At 51.9% G+C, this 17,964-nt stretch carries 17 protein-coding genes; 6 read left to right on the forward strand and 11 right to left on the reverse strand.

Annotated elements, in window-relative coordinates:
* Nucleotides 1-753: 753 nt before the first annotated feature.
* Nucleotides 754-1,332, forward strand: coding sequence for a YceI family protein (locus HMPREF3142_RS07050; RefSeq protein WP_016161315.1), 579 nt, complete (start codon nt 754-756; stop codon nt 1,330-1,332).
* Nucleotides 1,333-1,800: 468 nt separating this feature from the next.
* On the opposite strand, the gene HMPREF3142_RS28970 is transcribed toward HMPREF3142_RS07050, so the two are convergent.
* A complete protein-coding gene (locus tag HMPREF3142_RS28970) occupies nt 1,801-1,974 on the reverse strand; it encodes a YciY family protein (RefSeq protein ID WP_023290120.1) in 174 nt (57 codons plus the stop codon).
* 143 nt (nt 1,975-2,117) lie between these two features.
* Between HMPREF3142_RS28970 and cls the strand changes: the two genes are divergently transcribed.
* Nucleotides 2,118-3,578, forward strand: coding sequence for a cardiolipin synthase (gene cls, locus HMPREF3142_RS07060; protein WP_070611906.1), 1,461 nt, complete (start codon nt 2,118-2,120; stop codon nt 3,576-3,578).
* Between the two features lie 34 nt (nt 3,579-3,612).
* A complete protein-coding gene (locus HMPREF3142_RS07065) occupies nt 3,613-3,942 on the forward strand; it encodes an HI1450 family dsDNA-mimic protein (protein WP_002910079.1) in 330 nt (109 codons plus the stop codon).
* Between the two features lie 63 nt (nt 3,943-4,005).
* On the opposite strand, the gene HMPREF3142_RS07070 is transcribed toward HMPREF3142_RS07065, so the two are convergent.
* The 8 genes from HMPREF3142_RS07070 to HMPREF3142_RS27535 all read right to left on the reverse strand — a co-directional run bounded on the left by HMPREF3142_RS07070 (nt 4,006) and on the right by HMPREF3142_RS27535 (nt 12,270).
* On the reverse strand, nt 4,006-4,833 hold the full coding sequence (locus HMPREF3142_RS07070; RefSeq protein ID WP_032730668.1) for an ion transporter: 828 nt from the start codon (nt 4,831-4,833) through the stop codon (nt 4,006-4,008).
* Between the two features lie 54 nt (nt 4,834-4,887).
* Nucleotides 4,888-5,892: a murein tripeptide/oligopeptide ABC transporter ATP-binding protein OppF gene (oppF, locus tag HMPREF3142_RS07075; protein WP_008804414.1), complete on the reverse strand. Its 1,005-nt coding sequence runs from the start codon at nt 5,890-5,892 to the stop codon at nt 4,888-4,890.
* Nucleotides 5,889-6,902, reverse strand: coding sequence for an ABC transporter ATP-binding protein (locus HMPREF3142_RS07080; protein ID WP_004151853.1), 1,014 nt, complete (start codon nt 6,900-6,902; stop codon nt 5,889-5,891). The genes oppF and HMPREF3142_RS07080 overlap by 4 nt, the downstream gene beginning before the upstream one ends.
* A gap of 11 nt (nt 6,903-6,913) precedes the next feature.
* A complete protein-coding gene (oppC, locus tag HMPREF3142_RS07085; protein ID WP_004145396.1) occupies nt 6,914-7,822 on the reverse strand; it encodes an oligopeptide ABC transporter permease OppC in 909 nt (302 codons plus the stop codon).
* Between the two features lie 14 nt (nt 7,823-7,836).
* Nucleotides 7,837-8,757 carry an oligopeptide ABC transporter permease OppB gene (gene oppB / locus HMPREF3142_RS07090; RefSeq protein ID WP_002910089.1) on the reverse strand — a complete coding sequence of 307 codons (921 nt, stop codon included), beginning with the start codon at nt 8,755-8,757 and terminating at the stop codon, nt 7,837-7,839.
* Between the two features lie 85 nt (nt 8,758-8,842).
* Nucleotides 8,843-10,477 (reverse strand): oligopeptide ABC transporter substrate-binding protein OppA, encoded by a 1,635-nt coding sequence (oppA, locus tag HMPREF3142_RS07095; RefSeq protein WP_008804413.1) that lies wholly within the window; start codon nt 10,475-10,477, stop codon nt 8,843-8,845.
* 746 nt (nt 10,478-11,223) lie between these two features.
* On the reverse strand, nt 11,224-11,871 hold the full coding sequence (locus HMPREF3142_RS07100; protein ID WP_008804412.1) for a YchE family NAAT transporter: 648 nt from the start codon (nt 11,869-11,871) through the stop codon (nt 11,224-11,226).
* Nucleotides 11,872-12,054: 183 nt separating this feature from the next.
* Nucleotides 12,055-12,270: a hypothetical protein gene (locus HMPREF3142_RS27535; RefSeq protein ID WP_012541357.1), complete on the reverse strand. Its 216-nt coding sequence runs from the start codon at nt 12,268-12,270 to the stop codon at nt 12,055-12,057.
* A gap of 77 nt (nt 12,271-12,347) precedes the next feature.
* Here HMPREF3142_RS27535 and adhE point away from each other — a divergent pair, with 77 nt between their 5' ends.
* Nucleotides 12,348-15,023, forward strand: a complete 2,676-nt coding sequence (gene adhE, locus HMPREF3142_RS07105; RefSeq protein WP_008804411.1) for a bifunctional acetaldehyde-CoA/alcohol dehydrogenase — start codon at nt 12,348-12,350, stop codon at nt 15,021-15,023.
* A 137-nt stretch (nt 15,024-15,160) separates the two neighbouring features.
* Here the strand turns inward: adhE and tdk are convergent, their stop codons facing one another.
* Nucleotides 15,161-15,778, reverse strand: a complete 618-nt coding sequence (tdk, locus tag HMPREF3142_RS07110; RefSeq protein WP_008804410.1) for a thymidine kinase — start codon at nt 15,776-15,778, stop codon at nt 15,161-15,163.
* Nucleotides 15,779-15,785: 7 nt separating this feature from the next.
* On the opposite strand from tdk, the gene HMPREF3142_RS29345 reads away from it, so the two are divergent.
* Nucleotides 15,786-15,917 carry a hypothetical protein gene (locus HMPREF3142_RS29345; RefSeq protein ID WP_048271801.1) on the forward strand — a complete coding sequence of 44 codons (132 nt, stop codon included), beginning with the start codon at nt 15,786-15,788 and terminating at the stop codon, nt 15,915-15,917.
* 421 nt (nt 15,918-16,338) lie between these two features.
* Nucleotides 16,339-16,746: a histone-like nucleoid-structuring protein H-NS gene (gene hns, locus HMPREF3142_RS07115; RefSeq protein ID WP_002910103.1), complete on the forward strand. Its 408-nt coding sequence runs from the start codon at nt 16,339-16,341 to the stop codon at nt 16,744-16,746.
* A gap of 122 nt (nt 16,747-16,868) precedes the next feature.
* On the opposite strand, the gene galU is transcribed toward hns, so the two are convergent.
* A complete protein-coding gene (galU, locus tag HMPREF3142_RS07120; protein ID WP_070611908.1) occupies nt 16,869-17,771 on the reverse strand; it encodes a UTP--glucose-1-phosphate uridylyltransferase GalU in 903 nt (300 codons plus the stop codon).
* Nucleotides 17,772-17,964 lie beyond the last annotated feature (193 nt).

The following is a 17,964-nucleotide window of genomic DNA, read 5'->3' on the forward strand; positions in this document are numbered from 1 at the left end:
AAACTATTTCTTATTTAACTATCGATGTTTTCCCCGCAGTAAGCCAAACGGCATAAATGAAGCATAATGCCGGGATAGAAAATGGCGATAAAACATCGATGTCGGGAATTATATTTAATTGTTAATAAATTGTGTAAGTACGTTATGTAAGATCTTGTATTTTATTTATTTATTGATTGTTTTTTGCGCGACACTATTGTGATAAAGCTAAAAAAACGCCAGGAAGAATTAAAAAGAAATGACTACAAAAAAATAAATAACACAGAATAATATATCGACATTTATTCGTTTAACATCGACATTAGATTGGATAAATGCCTAATTTATGGTTATTGCTCTTTTTTACATTGACTGGATAAGCATGTTGATGCGGGTAATTTCTCCCTGCCGATATTAAGCCATGGAATAAACGGGGATTAATGTCCGGTTTTCGCAAGGTACTGAACCGGTCTTAAACAACCTTCCTGCATTCAGGCTCGCGGTGATTTCTCTCCCCAGGGAAAATAGCCCCGCAATGATATAACCACACACAATATCCTGACATGGCCCAATAAAAATCTCACCGTCAGGTTAAAATTGCCGATGATCATTTTTTAACTTCTATTAATTGCCTTGCGTAAAGTTCACGCTGCGTTACTGTAGGGTTATTCGTGCTTGATTAAAAATTTTGAAAGGGAATAACAAATGTTTTCAATAAGACTTCCCTCTTTTTAAGCTACCCTTTGTGTACTTGCTCATTTTGAGGACTTTTTTGTGAACGTTCTGAAAAAAACAGTATTTCTTTCTCTGCTTGCCTTATATATCCCTGTATCACAAGCTGCGGCGACGGAATATAACCTGGATCCGCAGCACACGTCGGTGGTGATTGCCTGGAATCATTTCGGTTTCTCTAACCCTACCGCCTATATCTCTGATGTTTCAGGGAAATTATCTTTTGACAAAGAGAACCCTGAAAAATCTTCTGTTAGCGTTACTCTGCCGGTAAAAACCATTGACACGCATGTTAAAGCGTTAACCGATGAATTTTTAGGCAAAGAATACTTTGATGTCAAAACGTTTCCCGAGGCTACTTTCCGGAGTACCAAAGTGGAAAGCAAGGGCGACAATAAATATGATGTCGAAGGTAACCTGACCATTAAAGGCATCACCAAACCGGTAGTTCTGCATGCAACCCTCAATAAGCAGGACATGCATCCAATGGTGAAAAAAGAGGCGATTGGATTTGATGCAACAGGGGTAATCAAACGTTCAGACTTCAAGCTTGATAAGTATGTGCCCGCGGTAAGTGATAACGTGACCATCACTTTATCCACTGAAGCCTATGCAAAATAAAGTAATGCACGCGTAATAGCGTGCATTTTATTCAGGCGCGTTATCCAGACAACCGTTCTGAAAGGCAAACAAACAGGCGCAGATTATTTAAGACCAGGAGCGGCACGCTTAGCCTCATGCGCCATGATCTGACTGCGCCTGTTTCATCATTCTTCTCAACTTACTTCAGGCTGCATCTGCTGGCCAATGTGGGCATGCATTCGACAGCGCCGCTCCTGTCTGGGTAACAATAAATACTGCATGGCAATTAATTCCTGTGGCGGCAGGAATAGGTTCTGCCTGAAACAAACCGCCCGGAATAACGTGACATGCCTATTTTAATGAGACGTGAAAGCAAGCCAGGCGCAAACTGTCGTTGCACCGCAGTCGAGCAAAATAATGATGTCAAGATGGCAATGATAACGATAATTCAGCGCAGGGCTAATAAAACGACAACGGCACCGCTCACGGTGCCGTTAATCTGCTCACTTAACAGTCGGGGAAAATAAACAGCAGAGCATGACGCTGCCGTTTCACCAGTCCCTTCCTGATAGCAAGGATCCGCATATTGCGGCGCGATTGGGCTTCCAGCCAGCGCGCTTTACGGCGATTCACCTGTCTCAGCATGCGCCAGCGCCCTACTTCCGTTCTACTACGCTTCATTGCAACGACTCTACGAGTGAAAACAGCCTCCATTATAAACCTCTGCCAGCAACTGACTACCGCTTTCGCTGCGTTTTTATTTGCCAGAAAAATACTGATGCGTAAACTCATCACATAACGTCATTCAAAAGGATTTTACATCTATGACAACCTTTTACACGGTGGTGAACTGGCTGGTCATTCTGGGGTACTGGCTGTTGATCGCCGGTGTAACATTACGAATTCTAATGAAACGCCGCGCTGTCCCGTCCGCCATGGCATGGTTACTGATCATTTATATCCTGCCGCTGGTGGGGATTATCGCCTATCTCTCCTTTGGCGAACTGCATCTCGGCAAACGCCGGGCGGAACGCGCCAGGGCGATGTGGCCCTCGACGGCCAAATGGTTAAACGACCTCAAAGCCTGCAAACATATCTTCGCGGAAGATAACAGCCCGGTGGCAGAATCCCTGTTCAAGCTGTGTGAACGGCGTCAGGGCATTGGTGGCGTAAAAGGCAACCAGCTGCAGCTGCTGACGGAATCTGACGACGTGATGCAGGCTCTGATCCGCGATATTCAACTGGCCCGCCACAATATCGAGATGGTCTTTTATATCTGGCAGCCAGGCGGTATGGCCGACAGCGTCGCCGAATCGCTGATGGCCGCCGCGCGTCGTGGGGTTCACTGTCGGCTAATGCTCGATTCTGCGGGCAGCGTGGCCTTTTTCCGCAGCCCATGGGCGGCGATGATGCGTAACGCCGGTATTGAAGTCGTCGAGGCCCTCAAAGTTAACCTGATGCGTGTGTTCCTGCGCCGGATGGATTTGCGTCAACATCGCAAGATGGTGATGATCGATAACTATATTGCCTATACCGGCAGCATGAATATGGTCGATCCGCGCTACTTTAAGCAGGACTCGGGGGTCGGCCAGTGGATTGACCTGATGGCGCGGATGGAAGGCCCGGTGGCGACCTCGATGGGCATCGTCTACTCCTGCGACTGGGAAATCGAAACCGGAAAGCGCATTCTGCCGCCGCCACCGGACGTCAATATCATGCCGTTCGAAGAGGCCAGCGGGCATACCATCCACACGATCGCCTCCGGCCCGGGCTTTCCGGAAGATCTGATCCATCAGGCGCTCCTCACCGCCGCCTACGCGGCGAAAGAGCATCTGATCATGACGACACCTTACTTCGTGCCCAGCGACGACCTGCTGCACGCAATCTGTACCGCCGCCCAGCGCGGCGTTGACGTGAGTATTATTTTACCGCGCAAGAACGATTCACTGCTGGTGGGCTGGGCCAGCCGGGCCTTTTTCACCGAGCTGCTGGCGGCCGGGGTCAAAATTTATCAGTTTGAAGGCGGATTGTTGCATACCAAGAGCGTGCTGGTGGATGGCGAACTGAGCCTGGTGGGGACGGTGAATCTGGATATGCGCAGCCTGTGGCTCAATTTTGAGATTACGCTGGTCATTGATGACGCCGGTTTTGGCAGCGATCTGGCGGCGGTCCAGGATGACTATATCTCGCGTTCGCGCCTGCTTGACGTCCGTCGTTGGCTAAAACGACCGCTCTGGCAGCGGATCGTCGAGCGACTGTTTTACTTCTTCAGCCCGTTGCTGTAAAACGTGCCCATCAGATACCGAATGAGTAGCAATCATGGATATGGATTTAAACAACCGCCTGACCGAAGACGAAACGCTTGAGCAGGCTTACGATATCTTCCTCGAGCTGGCGGCCGACAACCTCGACCCGGCGGACATCATTCTGTTTAACCTGCAGTTTGAAGAGCGCGGGGGCGCCGAACTGTTCGACCCGTCCGCAGACTGGGAAGAGCATGTGGATTACGATCTGAATCCGGATTTCTTCGCCGAAGTGGTGATTGGCCTGGCGGATACCGATGGCGGGGAAATTAATGACATTTTCGCCCGTGTTCTGCTGTGCCGTGAAAAAGATCATAAGCTGTGTCATATTTTGTGGCGTGAATAACGCTCACTATCCAGTGAAAAGCCTGCCGCGGTTCACCCGGCAGGCTTTTTTTATGCTGGCAGCTTATTTCGGCAACGCATGGCCGCAGGCGTGACAAAAACGGGCGTTATCGTCATGGTCGCCCTGCTGGCACTGCGGACACAGGCGACGCTGACGCCGACGGTTCAGGGCGCTGGTCATATGGGTAGTGATAAGCCCGGTCGGTATCGCAATAATGGAGTAGCCGATCAGGATGAGGATCGACGCCAGAATGCGGCCCAGTGGGGTATGCGGGGTGATATCGCCATAGCCAACGGTGGTGATGGTCACGATGGCCCAATAGACCGAGGCGTTGAGCGTTGTAAAGCCGTACTCCGGCCCCTCGATCAAATACATTAGCGAACCGAAAATTACCATCACAATGGCGATAAACGAATAGAACAGAATCAGCTGGTGACGCGCACTGACGATTGCTCGCCAGAACACGTTGAGCGAAGGCATAAAGCGCAACAGTTTGAGAATACGCAGCGCGCGGATCGCTCGCATTGCTCGCCAGGCAAAGACATAATTCAGACTAATCTCCGGCCACAGCCACATCACATACAGCGGCAAAATCGTCGCCAGGTCAATCAGTCCCCAAAAGCTAAAAATATAGTGGAGCGGATTGGGCCAGGTGGCGATACGCAGCAGGTACTCCACGGTAAAAACCGCGGTCACCAGCAGCTCCAGCCAGACGAAAACATGCCATTCATCTAATGTCAGATGATATTGCGTGCCCAGCCCCGACTCGATAAAAATCACCAGCACGCTGAGCAAGGCGAAAAGTCCGCACAGCCCTTCGAAGCGGCGGCCGGAACGTCGGTTCTGATCGAAAAGTAAATGATAAAGCCGCAGACGAGCGGCAGAAAGCATACCCACTTCGTTAACCTCGCAAAAGAAAGGGCTGACCTGCGTCAGCCCCTGAGATTATAACGGGTCTACCTTAAGGCAGGAAACCGCATGGCGGAAACTGCCCTCCAGTACGGGGCGGGTTTTCGCACACTCTGGCCCGGCGAGCGGGCAGCGGGTGCGGAACACGCAGCCCGACGGAGGGTTAATTGGCGAGGGTAATTCGCCCTCCAGCAACTGAATAGTTTTCGCTTTCTCGAGATCAGGATCGGGGATCGGTACCGCCGACATCAGCGCTTTGGTATAGGGATGCAGCGGATTATGATACACCTCGTCGTAGGTGCCCAGCTCCACCGCATGGCCCAGATACATCACCAGGACGCGGTCGGAGATATGTTTAACCACCGCCAGATCGTGGGCGATAAATATCAGCGACAGCCCCATCTCACGCTGCAGCTGCTGCAGCAGATTGACCACCTGAGCCTGAATCGACACGTCAAGCGCAGATACTGGCTCATCGCAGATAATCAGCTTCGGCTCAAGGATCAACGCCCGCGCGATGCCGATACGCTGGCACTGACCGCCGGAGAACTCATGCGGATAGCGGTTAATCAGATTAGGCAGCAACCCGACCTTCATCATCATCGCTTTGACGCGATCACGAACTTCCTGACGCGACATCTTCGGATGATAGGTGCGCAGCGGTTCAGCGATAATCTCCCCGATGGTCATGCGCGGATTCAGCGAGGCCAGCGGATCCTGGAAGATCATCTGGATATCGCTGCGCACATCGCGCCACTCTTCCTGCTTCATACCCAGCAGATCTTTCCCAAGCCAGGCCACTTTGCCATCGGTCGCTTTCACCAGGCCAATAATGGCGCGGGCGAAGGTCGATTTGCCGCAGCCTGACTCCCCTACCACACCGAGGGTTTCCCCCTCATAGAGGCGCAACGTCACGCCATCCACTGCTTTCAGCGTTTTCGACGGCTGCCAGAACCACTGCTTGCCATCTTTGATATCGAAGTGCACCTTCAGGTCGGCAATTTCAAGCAGGACTTTTCGTTGTTCAGTTACGGCGTTCATAGCAGATCCCCCACCGGTTTAAAGCAGGCGCGCAGGCGGCCTGGCGCGAACGACTCCAGCGGCGGTGCGCTGCTACACTGCTCCATGGCGTGCGGGCAGCGCGGCTGGAATGGACAGCCTTTCGGCAATCGCAGCAGGTTTGGCGGGTTGCCAGGGATGGTTAACAACGCATCGCCCTCGGCATCCAGACGAGGAACTGCATTCAACAGGCCAATAGAGTATGGATGTGACGGTTGATAGAAGACATCACGCGCCTGACCGTACTCCATGGTGCGCCCGGCGTACATCACCAGCACTTTATCGCAGATCCCGGCCACCACCCCGAGGTCGTGGGTGATCATGATGATAGCCGTATTGAATTCGCGTTTAAGCTCATTCAACAGCGTCATGATCTGCGCCTGCACGGTGACGTCCAGCGCGGTGGTGGGTTCATCCGCAATCAGCAGCCGCGGCCGACACAGCAGCGCCATGGCAATCATCACGCGCTGGCGCATCCCGCCGGAAAACTCGTGCGGAAACATCTTCATGCGCTTGCGCGCTTCCGGCATTTTTACCGCATCGAGCATCTTCACCGACTCTTCAAACGCTTCGGCTTTGCTCAGTCCTTTATGCAACATCAGGACTTCCATTAACTGCTCGCCCACCCGCATATACGGGTTAAGAGAGGTCATCGGATCCTGGAAAATCATCGAGATTTGCTCGGCGCGCAGTTTGTTCAGTTCACGCTCGGGCAAATTGAGGATCTGCCGACCGTTAAAGGTGGCGGATCCTCCGATGCGGCCGTTAGCCGCCAGCAGCCCCATCAGAGCGAAGGCGGTTTGCGATTTACCGGAGCCAGATTCGCCCACAATGCCGAGCGTCTCGCCCGCCTGCAGGGTGAAGTTCAGGTCATTGACGGCGGTGACATCGCCATCCGGCGTTTTAAAGGTGACGCGGAGATCTTTCACGTCCAGCAGCAAGCCGCTGTGACTCTGCGCTTGCGGCGCCTTTGCCGTTTCAATCATGGTCATGGCAGCGCTCCTTAGCGGTCTTTCGGGTCGAGGGCATCACGCAGACCATCGCCGATAAAGTTGAAACAGAACAGGGTCACCACCAGGAAACCCGCCGGGAACAGCAGCAGCCAGGGCGAGACTTCCATTGAGTTGGCGCCATCGCTGAGCAATGCTCCCCAACTGCTGAGCGGCTCCTGGGTTCCCAGCCCGAGGAAGCTGAGGAAGGATTCGAAGAGGATCATGCTGGGGACCAGCAGCGAGGCGTACACTACCACCACCCCCAGTACGTTGGGGACGATATGGCGCAGCACGATGCTGGCCGTGGAGACCCCACCGACCTGCGCGGCTTCGATAAACTCTTTACGCTTCAGGCTCAAGGTCTGTCCGCGCACGATACGCGCCATATCCAGCCAGGAAACCATGCCGATGGCAACAAAGATCAGCAGGATATTCTGACCAAAAAAGGTCACCAGCAGGATGACGAAGAACATAAACGGGAAGGAGTTGAGGATCTCCAGCAGACGCATCATCACCGAATCCACTTTGCCGCCGAGATAACCGGAAAGCGAACCGTACAGCGTGCCGAGGATCACCGCCACCAGCGCCGCCGCCACCCCGACCATCAGCGAAATGCGCCCGCCAATCGCCACGCGCACCAGCAGGTCGCGCCCGGAGGAGTCGGTTCCGAAGTAGTGGCCTGAAGCCATATCCGGGGCATTGGACATCATGCCCCAGTCGGTATCGAAGTAGGAGAACGACGACACCATCGGCGCAAAGGTGACAAACAGCGCAATAAGCACCAGCATGATCAGGCTGGTCACCGCAGCGCGGTTGTGCATAAAGCGGCGACGCGCGTCCTGCCAGAGGCTACGCCCCTCCACTTCCAGCTTCTCACTGAAGTTTTCCAGCGCCTCGCTATTTTTCTTACTTAACATCATGGCGAACTCCGGCTTCAGTAGCGAATCTTCGGATCGATAACGGCGTACAGCACGTCAACGATGGCGTTGAACAGGATAGTCAGGGCGCCAACGAGGATCGTCAGGCTCAGCACCAGCGAGTAGTCGCGGTTAAGCGCCCCGTTAACGAACAGCTGGCCGATCCCCGGCAGGCCGTAAATGGTTTCAATGACCATTGAGCCGGTGATGATGCCCACGAAAGCTGGCCCCATATAGGAGAGCACCGGCAGCAGCGCCGGCTTCAGCGCATGGCGCAAAATAATGCGGCGCATCGGCAGCCCTTTTGCCCGCGCGGTGCGGATAAAGTTAGAGTGCAACACTTCTATCATCGAGCCGCGGGTGATACGGGCGATACTGGCGATATAGGCCAGGGAAAGCGCCACCATCGGCAGGATCATAAATTTCAGCGCTCCGCCGTTCCAGCCGCCGCCCGGCAGCCAGTGCAGGGTAATGGCAAAAATCATCACCAGCAGCGGCGCCACCACAAAGCTCGGAATAACCACGCCGGTCATGGCTACCCCCATCACCGCGTAGTCCCATCGGGTGTTTTGCTTCAGAGCGGCTATCACCCCGGCGGCTACGCCGATCACCACCGCGAGTAAAAAGGCGGCGAAGCCCAGTTTCGCTGAAACCGGGAAGCTGGCGGCCACCAGATCGTTGACCGAATAATCTTTGTATTTAAAGGAGGGACCAAAATCGCCATGCGCCAGTTGCTTCAGATAATTGAAGTACTGCGTCATGATAGGGTCGTTTAAATGGTATTTTGCTTCAATATTCGCCATGACTTCCGGCGGCAGGGTGCGCTCCCCGGTAAAAGGGCTTCCCGGTGCCAGACGCATCATGAAGAATGAGATGGTAATAAGAATAAATAGCGTCGGAATCGCTTCCAGACAGCGACGTAAGATAAATTTTAACATTGCCCGTACCTTCTGGCGTGTGCCTTTGCACTGCTCTCAAATAAGACACGATGGAGCGAGCACAGGCCCGCCCCACGTATTGCCATTAATGTTTGATAACGTAAAGATCTTTGGTATAGACGTTATCCATCGGGTCTTTACCGGTATAGCCCCCAACCCACGGTTTCACCAGGCGGGCGTTGACGTAGTAATAGACCGGTACGATCGCGCTGTCTTTGTCCAGCTGCTGTTCCGCTTTCGCATAGGCTGCCGTACGCTGCGCTTCATCAGACGCTTTTACGGATTCAGCCATAATCTTGTCGAACGCCGGGCTCTTATAGTGCGCAGTGTTCATTGAGCTGTCAGAGAGCATGGTATTCAGGAAGGAAGTTGGCTCGTTATAGTCGGCGCACCAGCCTGCGCGTGCCACGTCATAGGTGCCCTGGTGACGGGTATCGAGGAACGTTTTCCACTCCTGGTTAACCAGCTTCACGTCAATGCCCAGGTTTTTACGCCACAGCGAGGCGGCGGCAATCGCCAGCTTCTTGTGCAAATCGGAGGTGTTATACAGCAGGTTAAAGGTCAACGGTTTATCCGCGGTATAGCCGGCTTCGGCCAGCAGTTTTTTCGCTTCTTCGTTGCGTTTTTCCTGCGACCACGTAAACCATTCCGGCTCGCTCAGCTTCGCACCATCGGTGTACGGCGGCGTGTAGCCGTAGGCCGGCAGATCGCCCTGTCCTTTCACTTTATTAGCAATAATGTCGCGATCCAGACCCAGCTTCAGCGCGGTACGGACGCGTACGTCGGTAAACGGCGCTTTCTGGTTGTTGATTTCGTAATAATAGGTACACAGATACGGGTCGACGTGCAGCTCGTTGGGGATCTCTTTTTTCAGCTTCTGGAAGAGTTCGATCGGCAGCTGGTTATAGGTCATGTCCAGTTCACCGCTGCGATAGCGGTTAACATAGGTCACTTCGGAAGAGGTCGGCAGCCAGGTAACGGTGTTAATGACGGTTTTAGCATTATCCCAGTAGTGCGGGTTGCGCTCCATCACGATACGTTCGTTGACCACCCAGTCTTTCAGAGTATACGCCCCGTTGGTGACGATATTGCCAGGCTGTGTCCATTTCTCGCCAAATTTTTCAATAGCCGGTTTGTAGACAGGAGACATCGCCGGGTTAACCAGCAGCTTATAAAAATAAGGGACTGGCTCGCTGAGGGTAACTTCCAGCGTGTGGTCGTCAATGGCTTTTACGCCCAGTTCGCTCGGCGCTTTCTTGCCATCAATGATGTCGTCGACGTTAACGATATGACCATATTGCGGATAGCTGGCATAAGGAGAAGCGGTTTTCGGATCCACCAGACGCTGCCAGCTGTAGACGAAGTCCTGAGCAGTAACCGGCTCGCCGTTAGACCATTTCGCATCTTTACGCAGATGGAAGGTCCAGACTTTAAAATCTTTATTATCCCAGCTCTCTGCTACGCCAGGGATCGGGTGGCCATCTTTCGGCGAAGTATTCAGCAAGCCTTCGAAGAGGTCGCGGCTAATATTGGCCTCGGGTACCCCTTCAATTTTATTCGGGTCCAGCGATTGCGGCTCAGCGCCGCTATTTCGCACCAGCGTTTGCTTATCCGACAACTGCACACCGGCCGGGACATCCGCTGCCATAGCCATATTGCCGGCAAGCAGTGCGGATAGCACTCCCGCGGCGATCAAACGTTTTTTAGTGATGATGGTCATTGTGTTGTAACTCCAGTCATTATAATTACTGGTTTTTTAACCAGCCTGTTTTTTTCCCGTTTGCGGGGATCTGTCCAACGCAGGAGCGTTTGCGATTGGCAGATTGCTATCACCGACTTATTTATTACGACCGCTCGAACGGCAGCCTTAACGTCGATTCTTTGCCCCCTCGCTGGAGGGCAGTTCCGGCGCAGTGAGATTATTAATAATAATTCTCATTTACGCATATAATTCAGCAGACGATAACGGCGGAAATTACCAAAAGGTAAACACCTCCGCCAATGCAATTTGCAAATATGTTACCGGATTCTCTTTTATCGCCGATATTGCCCGCGATGCTCAAGATCTTCGCGGACTACCGACAAAAAAATATCATTGTTAATCATAGTGATATGATTTTTTAATCGCGTTGAGAATCGAGCATCGGCTAAAAGGTGCTTTTTTGTACAAAAATTTAACAACAGGTTACTTTTTAGCACATTCATCTACTGCCTTGTTAAAATTACTAATATCATTTCGATGATCCGACAGCAAGTGCCAGAGAATGATGTGAAGAAAATAACATCGCAGGCAGGAAGAGCGTGAGGGGAAAACAATGAACAAAAACAGATATCTTAATGAAAAATATGGATTTAAAGATATTATCGCAAAACGTTATCTCAACAGCCGATCTCGCGCTGGTTAATAGGTTTTGCTAATAATCGCGCAAGCGCGAAGTGAAGCCTCCACGCTTGCATGGTGTTCCACTAATTAAGCAGTCCGGGGAACAGCGCTTTAATACCGGTTACGATAAACTCGATCCCCAGGGCCATCAGCAGCAACCCCATGATACGGGTGATGACGTTGATTCCCGTCTGTCCCAGCAGACGAACCAGCCACGGCGCCATTCGGAAAATGCCCCAGCAGCAAAGAGCGAATACCGCTATCGCCAGTGAGAACCCGACCAGGTGCACCCAGGAATGATATCGGGTGCCCCAGACAATGGTTGAACTGATTGCCCCCGGTCCGGCCATTAAAGGGAGCGCGAGAGGCACGACGCCGATGCTCTCCCGGACCGCCGTCTCCGACTTCTCCTGCTTGTTCTGCTTATCTTCGCCGAGCTTGCCGCTGATCATCGACATCGCAATGGTCACCACCAGGATGCCGCCGGCAATGCGGAAGGAATCAATCGAGATGCCAAAAATCTGCAGAATGCCATCGCCGAGAAACAACGACGTCAGGAGGATGATCGCCACCGACAGGTTTGCGGTCAGGTTGGTCTTGTTGCGCACCGCTGCCGGTTGGTAGCTGGTCATACTGATAAACACCGGAATGATGCCGACCGGGTTGACCAGGGCAAATAAGCCAATGAAAAACTTGAAATAGGTAGCAAAATCGAACAGTGGTTGAGTCACAATGGGCTCCGCAGCATCATCAAAATTGGCGGTTGACTATTAACAGCATAAAATAACTGCGCGAAACATACGCTTTTTGCATGCAATATTCATTATAAATATGCATAACCCGGTGATATGTATCGAATGTTAGTTATTTGTAGCTTTAATGCTAATCGTTTTTTTAATTTCAAAACCCTTCCATTACACTTGATCGAATCGGTTAAAAAGCAGCCAGCTGAAAGGTATCAGCCACGCCAATACTTGATCTAAATCACGTATTTTGTACTCAGAAGTGAGTAATCTTGATGACACCAACAGAGTGGAAGGCAGCATGACCTGAAAGTTAAAGTAATAGAGCTTTTTTAGTAAATCGGTAAAACAGTGTCCTGATTTTTCTACATAAACATTTACATGCAAGCTGTTAACAGCCTGTCTATAATGTCGAATCGAGCGACTGATTTACTAAAAAAGTTTAACATTATCAGGAGAGCATTATGGCTGTTACTAATATCGCTGAACTGAACGCGCTTGTTGAGCGTGTCAAGAAAGCCCAGCGTGAATATGCCAGTTTCACTCAAGAACAAGTCGATAAAATCTTCCGCGCTGCCGCTCTGGCCGCTGCAGATGCTCGAATCCCTCTCGCTAAAATGGCCGTTGCCGAATCCGGCATGGGCATCGTTGAAGACAAAGTGATCAAAAACCACTTCGCTTCCGAATACATTTACAACGCATATAAAGATGAAAAAACCTGTGGCGTCCTGTCAGAAGACGACACCTTTGGTACCATCACTATCGCTGAACCGATCGGCATCATCTGCGGTATCGTACCGACCACTAACCCGACTTCAACAGCCATCTTCAAATCGCTCATCAGCCTGAAGACACGTAACGCCATCATTTTCTCTCCGCACCCGCGTGCAAAAGAAGCCACCAACAAAGCGGCTGATATCGTACTGCAGGCTGCCATCGCGGCTGGCGCGCCGAAAGACCTGATCGGCTGGATCGATCAGCCGTCCGTAGAACTGTCTAACGCGCTGATGCATCACCCGGACATCAACCTGATCCTTGCGACCGGTGGTCCAGGTATGGTGAAAGCGGCGTACAGCTCCGGTAAACCAGCTATCGGCGTTGGTGCCGGTAACACCCCGGTGGTCATTGATGAAACGGCTGATATCAAACGTGCTGTTGCTTCCGTTCTGATGTCTAAAACCTTCGATAACGGCGTTATCTGTGCTTCTGAGCAGTCTGTTGTCGTCGTTGATTCAGTGTATGACGCGGTTCGCGAACGTTTCGCCAGCCACGGCGGCTATCTGCTGCAGGGTAAAGAGCTGAAAGCGGTTCAGGACATCATCCTGAAAAATGGCGCGCTGAACGCTGCTATCGTTGGTCAGCCAGCGGCAAAAATCGCGGAACTCGCAGGCTTCACCGTTCCGGCTACGACTAAGATCCTGATTGGCGAAGTGACCAACGTTGACGAAAGTGAACCGTTTGCTCACGAAAAACTGTCTCCGACGCTGGCGATGTATCGTGCGAAAGATTTCGAAGACGCGGTCACCAAAGCAGAAAAACTGGTTGCCATGGGCGGTATCGGTCACACCTCTTGCCTGTACACCGACCAGGACAACCAGCCGGCTCGCGTGGCTTACTTCGGCCAGATGATGAAAACCGCACGTATCCTGATCAACACCCCGGCTTCTCAGGGTGGTATCGGTGACCTGTACAACTTCAAACTCGCGCCTTCCCTGACTCTGGGTTGTGGTTCCTGGGGTGGTAACTCCATCTCTGAAAACGTTGGTCCGAAACACCTGATCAACAAGAAAACCGTTGCTAAGCGAGCTGAAAACATGTTGTGGCACAAACTTCCGAAATCTATCTACTTCCGTCGTGGCTCCCTGCCAATCGCACTGGATGAAGTGATTACTGATGGTCACAAACGCGCGCTGATCGTGACTGACCGCTTCCTGTTCAACAACGGCTATGCCGATCAGATCACTTCCGTACTGAAAGCAGCGGGCGTTGAAACCGAAGTCTTCTTCGAAGTTGAAGCTGACCCGACCCTGACCATCGTACGTAAAGGTGCCGATCTGGCGAACTCCTTCAAACCAGACGTCATCATCGCGCTGGGCGGCGGTTCCCCGATGGATGCGGCGAAAATCATGTGGGTCATGTACGAACATCCGGAAACCCACTTCGAAGAACTGGCGCTGCGCTTTATGGATATCCGTAAACGTATCTACAAGTTCCCGAAAATGGGCGTCAAAGCCAAGATGGTCGCCATCACCACCACCTCCGGTACCGGTTCTGAAGTGACGCCGTTCGCCGTAGTGACCGATGACGCAACCGGTCAGAAATATCCGCTGGCAGACTACGCGCTGACCCCAGATATGGCCATCGTCGATGCCAACCTGGTGATGGATATGCCGAAATCGCTGTGTGCGTTCGGTGGTCTGGATGCGGTGACTCACGCCCTGGAAGCTTACGTTTCCGTGCTGGCTTCTGAGTTCTCTGACGGCCAGGCTCTGCAGGCGTTGAAACTGCTGAAAGAGTACCTGCCGGCTTCCTACCACGAAGGTTCCAAGAACCCGGTTGCCCGTGAGCGCGTACACAGTGCTGCGACTATCGCCGGTATCGCGTTTGCGAACGCCTTCCTCGGCGTGTGTCACTCCATGGCGCACAAACTGGGCTCTCAGTTCCATATTCCGCACGGTCTGGCCAACGCCCTGCTGATCTGCAACGTTATTCGCTACAACGCGAATGACAACCCGACCAAGCAGACTGCGTTCAGCCAGTACGACCGTCCGCAGGCTCGTCGTCGCTACGCTGAAATCGCCGATCACCTGGGTCTCTCTGCACCGGGCGACCGCACCGCAGCGAAGATCGAGAAACTGCTGGCATGGCTGGAAAGCATCAAAGCTGAGCTGGGAATTCCGAAATCTATCCGCGAAGCTGGCGTTCAGGAAGCTGACTTCCTGGCTAACGTTGATAAGCTGTCTGAAGATGCATTCGATGACCAGTGCACCGGCGCTAACCCGCGCTACCCGCTGATCTCCGAACTGAAACAGATTCTGCTGGATACCTACTACGGCCGCGAGTTCGTCGAAGGCGAAACTGCTGCGAAAACCGACGCGGCTCCGGTGAAAGCTGAGAAAAAAGCGAAGAAATCCGCTTAATCAACAACGGTAAACATACTGCAAGCCCCGTCAGATGACGGGGCTTTTTTATGCCTGCTTGTCAGCCAATCCCGAGCTCCAGCCTTCCAGAGTATAAAAAAGGCGCCCACAGGCGCCTGTATGAGCTTCTGAGCAACTCAGCAGGAATAACGCTGGTTTTGTACCTGGGTTAAAGAACCCACGCTCAGCGCCTCTTTATAATGCTTACGACAGACGGACACATACCGCTCATTGCCGCCGATGACAACCTGCTCGCCTTCATTATAAGGTCGCCCCTCTTGATCGAGACGTAGCACCATGCTCGCCTTACGGCCGCAGAAGCAAATGGTTTTCAGCTCCACCAGTTTATCGGACCATGCCAGCAAATACTGGCTACCGGTAAAGAGCTCGCCGCGAAAATCCGTCCGCAGTCCATAGCACAGCACCGGAATATCCAGTGTATCGACAACTTCGGACAGCTCATGAACCTGTTCGCGCGTCAGAAACTGGCTTTCATCCACCAGCACGCAGTGAATCGGCTTAAGCTTGTGCTCTGCCGCAATATCGTTAAATAGCGACGTCTGCGGATTATACAACCGGGCCGGCGAGGAGAGGCCGATACGCGAGCTGACTTTTCCAGCACCGAAGCGGTCATCTATCTCAGCGGTATAAACGATGGTACGCATCCCCCGCTCCTGGTAATTGTACGAAGATTGCAACAGAGCGGTCGACTTACCTGCATTCATTGCAGAGTAGTAGAAATAAAGTTGTGCCATCGGCTGCGTGACCCCAATCAAAGTGTTTTATCGCGGCGGCGATTGTACCATATTTTATGCGTACAGCCGCCCTTTCCGCAGGGGTATTGTCGCAGCGCTGAAGGGCATGGAAACGGAAAGGGTGACGTGGATGAATTGAATTTACAGGGCCATTATTTGTACGCCCCGTTACGCTATCGGTGAGGTAACCATTGTCTTTTCGTGCTTATAGGACCAGTATCCATGCACTATAAGCGGGCTTGCGGGTTGTTTTATATTAAGGCGCGTAACCAAAAATGCGCTAATACTGACGAGGGTTATTTACCCATGCAAAGGATAATTTTTCTCACTGAACCTCAGAAAAAGCATATGGTCTCAGTGTTTTAGCTGGCCCCCTGCTCATGGCTATAAGGAGCAAAGATGTGAAGCGGCACGAGAATTTTAACTTAAATTAATTAATTCCCGCGACAAATAACCAGTAATTTTGAATTCCTTACATTCTCCCCTATTGCACAACGCATTTTATCGCTCTATTATTAGTTCAACAAACCACCCCACAATATAAGTTTGAGATTACTACAATGAGCGAAGCACTTAAAATTTTGAACAACATCCGTACTCTTCGTGCGCAGGCAAGAGAATGCACCCTTGAAACGCTCGAAGAAATGCTGGAAAAATTAGAAGTCGTTGTTAACGAGCGCCGTGAAGAAGAAAACGCCGCCGCAGCAGAAATTGAAGAGCGTACGCGTAAGCTGCAGCAATACCGTGAAATGCTGATTGCTGACGGTATTGACCCGAATGAACTGCTGAGCACTATGGCTGCCGTTAAAGCCGGTACCAAAACTAAGCGTGCTGCACGTCCGGCTAAATATAGCTATGTAGACGAAAACGGCGAAACCAAAACCTGGACTGGCCAGGGCCGTACTCCTGCGGTGATCAAAAAAGCAATGGACGAACAAGGTAAATCACTGGACGATTTCCTGATCTAATCTCCGTTGTCGCAATATTAAAAATCCCGCTCCGGCGGGATTTTTTTTGCCCTCAGGCTCGATAAACAAAACCGGGAGTCGCTGACGCGCTCCCGGTTTCTGGCTTTTAATCGCGCTGCGGATTACTTCGTCACCGCGGTTTCCAGCCAGGCTTTAAAATCGTCACCAAGCGTCTTGTGACGAATACCATATTCGACAAACGCCTGCATGTAGCCAAGCTTATTGCCGCAGTCATGGCTCTTGCCTTTCATATGATAAGCTTCAACCGTTTCTTTCTCGATCAGCATATCAATCGCGTCAGTCAGCTGAATTTCATCACCGGCGCCCGGAGGGGTCTTCGCCAGCAGCGGCCAAATATCTGCGCTGAGGACATAGCGCCCCACTACCGCCAGGTTGGACGGCGCAACGTCAGCTTTTGGCTTCTCGACCACGCCCACCATCGGCACGCTTTCGCCCGGCTTCAGGGATTCGCCTTTGCAATCGACCACGCCATACGCGGTCACATCCTCGACAGGCTCAACCATAATCTGGCTGGCGCCAGTCTCATCAAAACGAGAGATCATCTCCGCAAGGTTATCACGGCTCAGATCGGACTCAAATTCATCCAGAATAACGTCTGGCAGAATAACCGCTACCGGCTCATCACCCACTACCGGATGGGCGCACAGCACGGCGTGACCAAGGCCTTTCGCCAGGCCCTGACGAACTTGCATAATTGTCACGTGCGGCGGGCAAATAGACTGCACTTCTTCCAGAAGCTGGCGTTTTACACGTTTTTCCAGCATCGCTTCCAGCTCAAAACTGGTATCGAAATGGTTTTCGATAGAGTTTTTCGATGAGTGCGTTACCAGAACAATTTCAGTAATTCCTGCAGCGATACATTCATTAACAACGTACTGAATTAACGGCTTATCTACCAGCGGCAGCATTTCTTTTGGAATTGCTTTGGTGGCAGGCAGCATCCTGGTGCCTAATCCCGCTACCGGGATAACCGCTTTTTTGACTTTAGAATTAAGGGCAGCCATTGAAATCTCCTGGACTGTTTGTTTTTTAAACTTCTCGTTACAAATAACGTGTCGAGTATATCAGTCAACCGCGTATTCACTGGTCTGAAAAGGTTCCGATAGCCTCGAATTAGGACTTTTACGCATAAAACTGCTCGATGGTACCACCAGTATAGGGCTGCAGGTAATGCCGTCTGCTTAGATATTAACGCAA

Origin of the sequence: Klebsiella sp. HMSC16C06, from assembly GCF_001808325.1 — a bacterium.
Lineage (GTDB): Bacteria > Pseudomonadota > Gammaproteobacteria > Enterobacterales > Enterobacteriaceae > Klebsiella > Klebsiella variicola.

What these genes read in the sequence shown, in the direction of transcription:
- HMPREF3142_RS28970 (WP_023290120.1), bottom strand. Translation starts at nt 1,974, where the DNA reads ATGAAGCGTAGTAGAACGGAAGTAGGGCGCTGGCGCATGCTGAGACAG.
- cls (WP_070611906.1), top strand. Translation starts at nt 2,118, where the DNA reads ATGACAACCTTTTACACGGTGGTGAACTGGCTGGTCATTCTGGGGTAC.
- HMPREF3142_RS07065 (WP_002910079.1), top strand. Translation starts at nt 3,613, where the DNA reads ATGGATATGGATTTAAACAACCGCCTGACCGAAGACGAAACGCTTGAG.
- HMPREF3142_RS07070 (WP_032730668.1), bottom strand. Translation starts at nt 4,833, where the DNA reads ATGCTTTCTGCCGCTCGTCTGCGGCTTTATCATTTACTTTTCGATCAG.
- oppF (WP_008804414.1), bottom strand. Translation starts at nt 5,892, where the DNA reads ATGAACGCCGTAACTGAACAACGAAAAGTCCTGCTTGAAATTGCCGAC.
- HMPREF3142_RS07080 (WP_004151853.1), bottom strand. Translation starts at nt 6,902, where the DNA reads ATGACCATGATTGAAACGGCAAAGGCGCCGCAAGCGCAGAGTCACAGC.
- oppC (WP_004145396.1), bottom strand. Translation starts at nt 7,822, where the DNA reads ATGATGTTAAGTAAGAAAAATAGCGAGGCGCTGGAAAACTTCAGTGAG.
- oppB (WP_002910089.1), bottom strand. Translation starts at nt 8,757, where the DNA reads ATGTTAAAATTTATCTTACGTCGCTGTCTGGAAGCGATTCCGACGCTA.
- oppA (WP_008804413.1), bottom strand. Translation starts at nt 10,477, where the DNA reads ATGACCATCATCACTAAAAAACGTTTGATCGCCGCGGGAGTGCTATCC.
- adhE (WP_008804411.1), top strand. Translation starts at nt 12,348, where the DNA reads ATGGCTGTTACTAATATCGCTGAACTGAACGCGCTTGTTGAGCGTGTC.
- tdk (WP_008804410.1), bottom strand. Translation starts at nt 15,778, where the DNA reads ATGGCACAACTTTATTTCTACTACTCTGCAATGAATGCAGGTAAGTCG.
- hns (WP_002910103.1), top strand. Translation starts at nt 16,339, where the DNA reads ATGAGCGAAGCACTTAAAATTTTGAACAACATCCGTACTCTTCGTGCG.
- galU (WP_070611908.1), bottom strand. Translation starts at nt 17,771, where the DNA reads ATGGCTGCCCTTAATTCTAAAGTCAAAAAAGCGGTTATCCCGGTAGCG.